Source organism: Chlamydiota bacterium, assembly GCA_012729785.1.
In the GTDB taxonomy this organism is placed as follows: Bacteria; Auribacterota; Tritonobacteria; order UBA1439; family UBA1439; genus UBA1439.
The window spans coordinates 1-3,654 of record JAAYCL010000041.1 but is presented as its reverse complement, the minus strand read 5'-3'; the positions used below and the strand labels follow the sequence as shown (position 1 = coordinate 3,654).

Annotated in this window: 2 protein-coding genes; both read left to right on the top strand. The window is 68.5% G+C overall.

Annotated elements, in window-relative coordinates; genetic code table 11:
* Positions 1-130 precede the first annotated feature (130 nt).
* Entirely contained in the window at positions 131-928 is a 798-nt protein-coding gene (locus tag GXY35_10430) for a GIY-YIG nuclease family protein (protein NLW94992.1), read from the top strand.
* On the top strand, positions 925-3,027 hold the full coding sequence (locus GXY35_10425; GenBank protein NLW94991.1) for a CocE/NonD family hydrolase: 2,103 nt from the start codon (positions 925-927) through the stop codon (positions 3,025-3,027). Before GXY35_10430 ends, GXY35_10425 begins: the two co-directional genes overlap by 4 nt.
* Positions 3,028-3,654: the final 627 nt, after the last annotated feature.

Below are 3,654 nucleotides of genomic sequence, written 5' to 3'. Positions count from 1 at the left end.
CAAAGCTGTATGATAATTTCGGGGGAACAGATAATCATAGCTCTCCTCAGTCCTCCCAGTTGTAACCCATACCCGCCGCATCTCTCTCGCCGATTCCTTCAGCCCCTGTCTGCGACGATCTTCCTTTACCGTGTATATCTTATGGACGGATGTCGGCAACCGATTCTATATCGGCGTCACCGACGATCCCGAACGGAGATTGTCCGACCACAATTCAGGAAAATCCCGCTGGTCGAAAAGGTTTGCAGGAAGCCGGCGCATAATCTGGACCAGGGACTTCCCGGCGCTCGGCGAGGCCAGCCGGTTTGAGTCATTAGTGAAACGCCAGAAAGGCGGTTCCGGCTTTTCCAATACACCGGGCTCGATAAGAATCTCATTGCTGGGTTATCGGGCTTATAATCCCACCCCAGGGGCATTGCGGCCGGGAGTGTGCTATGCTGGGCGCAGTCCCGGAGGAGCTATGCGCGCCACGGACCCACGCTGCCCGATCTGCGAACGCATCCGACGCATCCGCCCGGACGACCCGTTTCTCGTTCGCGAATTCAACTACTCGCTCCTCGTCGTCGGCGAGCACCAGCTGCACCGCGGCTACTGCGTTCTCCTCCTGAAGCGCCACGCCCGCGAGCCGCACGAGCTGCCGCCGCGCGCGCGGGCCGGCCTCTTCCGGGAGCTCGCGGCGGCGGCCGGGGCGGTGGACGCGGCGTTCCGGCCGTGGAAGATGAACTACGCCTGTCTCGGCAACGTGGTGCCGCACGTCCACTGGCACCTCGTCCCGCGGTACGCCGACGACCCGGGACGGCTGCGGCACCCCTGGGCGCGCGAGGATGAGTTCGCGCGGTGGCGGACCACGCCGGCGCAGGCGCGGGCTGTCGCGCGGCGCGTGCGGAGGCATCTTCGCGGCGCGTGTGTGCGCGGGGGCGGGCGATGAGGGCGAGGGCGGCCGTGTGGGCCGTGGTCGCCGTGGCGTGCGCGTGCGCCCGCGCGCGGGGGGCGTCCCTCGAAATCGACGCGCCGCCGCGGGCCGAGACGGGCGACCGGGTCGCCGCGGAGGTCGTCCTCGAGGGGCCTGTCGACCAACCGTTTGACGGATACGTCTGCCTCGTGACCCCCGGCGGCTACGTCATCTCGGCGGTGCGCGGAAGGAATGGGGCGCTCGCGACGAGGCCCGGCGTGCACCGCTACGTCGCCGCGCACCCGCCGCTCCCCGCGGGGCGGTTCGTCCTCCCCCTCGTCGACGCGGCGGTCCCGCGGGAGCTCTCGCGCGGCGAGTACCGCTTCCTCGCGGCGTGCGTCCCCGTCGGCGGCGGGGGCGAGGCGCTCCGCGCCGAGGCGCGGCTCTCCGTTGACTGGTGCCTCGACCGCGACGTCGAGACACCGATGCGCGACGGCACGCTCCTCAGAGGTGACCTCCGGCGGCAGGCGCGCGACGGACGCTTCCCGGTCCTCGTGTTCCGCACCCCGTACAGCAAGGACGAGGGCGACCTCGACAACGAGCGCACCTTCCGCCGCGCGGTGGACCGCGGCTACGCGGTCCTCGTGCAGGACGTGCGCGGGCGCTACCGGTCCGGCGGCGACTACACGCCGTACGTGAACGAGGGGCGCGACGGCTACGACACGATCGAGTGGGCGGCCGCCCAGCCGTGGTCGGACGGGAACGTCGGGACGTTCGGCCTCTCCTACCCGGGAGCCGTGCAGTGGCTCGCCGCCCTCGAGAGCCCCCCGCACCTCAAGGCGATGGTTCCGGCGATGTGCTTCTCGACCATCAGGGAGTTCATCTACTTCGGCGGGGTCTTCGAGACCGCCTGGTCGTCGTGGGTCTACGTGGATATGACGCCCGATACGCGCGTGCGCCACGACCTCTCCGGTCCGCGGACCGTGGACGAGGCGAAGGCGGAGTACGTCCGCATCGGCGTGGACGTCATCCAGGGCTGGCTCCCGCAGAATGAGATGCCGTACCTGGCGGACACGGCGCCGTACTACTATGACTGGCTGGCGCACGGGCCGTACGAGGCGTACTGGGACTGGGGCGTCATCGAGGGGCGGTACGACCGGGTCAAGGCCGCGGTCCTCAACCTCTCCGGCTGGTACGACGAGGCCTACGGGACGCAGGGGGCGACGGCGAACTACCTCGGCCTCCTCGCGTCGCGCGTGGGGGAGGCGGATCCCCGGACGAAGCTTGTCATCGGGCCCTGGATACACGGCGTGGACGCGACGGCGTCGGCGGCCGCGGGCGACCGGACCTTCGGTCCGTCCGCCGTTATCGACTACGACGACGTGGTGCTCTCGTGGCTCGACCGTTACGTCCGCGGCGTCGAAAACTGGATCGACGACGCGGCGCCGGTGCACCTCTTCGTGATGGGCGACGACCGGTGGCGGCGGGAGGAGGCGTGGCCGCCGTCCTCGGCGCGGACGACGCCGGTCTACCTCGCCGCGGGCGAGGGGAGGGGGGCGCTCGTCCTCGCGCCCCCCGCCGACGGCTCGCGCTCGTTCGTCGCCGACCCGCAGGACCCGGTGCGCGACGACTACGGGACGAACTTCGGCGCGACCGACCTCCGGTGGCTCGCCGACCGCCCCGACATCCTCACCTTCGAGACGGGGCCGCTCCCCGCGGACGTCGAGGTGACGGGGCCGATCGCAGCCGAGGTCTGGATCTCCTCGGACGCGCCGGACTGCGACATCTACACCGTGCTCCTCGACGTCGCCCCCGACGGGACGGCCTACAACCTGATGGGGCCGGGGAACGCGGTGCTGCGCGCGAGCGCGCGGGGCGGCACGCCGACGCGCGAGCCGCTGGTCCCGGGTACGCCCGTGAAGCTAACGCTCGACCGGATGCGGAACGCCAACACCTTCAAGGCGGGGCACCGGCTCCGCCTCTGCATTGCGGCGAGCTGGTTCCCGATCTACTCGCGGAACCTCCAGACCGGCCTCTCCGAGGCAGAGAGCGCCGTGACGAGGACGGCGACGATCACCGTGCACCACGGCACGCGCCGCCCGTCGCGCCTGCTGCTCCCCGTGGTGCCGCGGTGATGGGGTTCACGCGGATACTCGACTCTCCCCTCCCTTCTCGCGGGTGAGGCGGGGCGGGGGCCAAGGGGGGCGGACCTCCCACGAGGTCTTTTTGCTGGACGGGAGGGGATGCGGCCTTTCCCCCTCGTCTGAAGGGATGTGACACTGTGCGGTAGTGACGGCATTTCCCGCCCCTTCAGGGGCGGCGTGCCTCAGACCAACGCTTTCGCCAATTGCAGCTCCTCCGCGTCCTGTCCCTCCACGGCATAGCGCCGGCGCGTGCGTTCGAACTGCTTTTCGGTTGATTTCCTGCTTGACACGGCACCGTATTTTGGGCACATTGCCGCGATAAAAGTTCCTATCCGCATCGTCCTCGGTGATTCTCGAGTGTGTGCTAGCGTGGGCATCTTGAGATGTGCCGGAACTGATTCGCGTTCGGCATGTGTGCGCGGAGCCGTATCCCCATGAAACGAGCCCTGCTATTTGTATATGCGGGTTCGATGTGCGGCCTCTTCTGTATTGCACTTATTCCCTCCCCAACTTATTGCCAGGTAACCAGCTTCCCCTATAGCATGGGTTTTGAGACAGGACCAAGCGGCAGCGCCATATCTGAATCGTATTGGGGACAGTACGGGTCCAATTGGACAT

Excerpts from the sequence above, each read along its gene's own strand:
- GXY35_10425 (NLW94991.1), top strand. The coding sequence starts at position 925 with ATGAGGGCGAGGGCGGCCGTGTGGGCCGTGGTCGCCGTGGCGTGCGCG.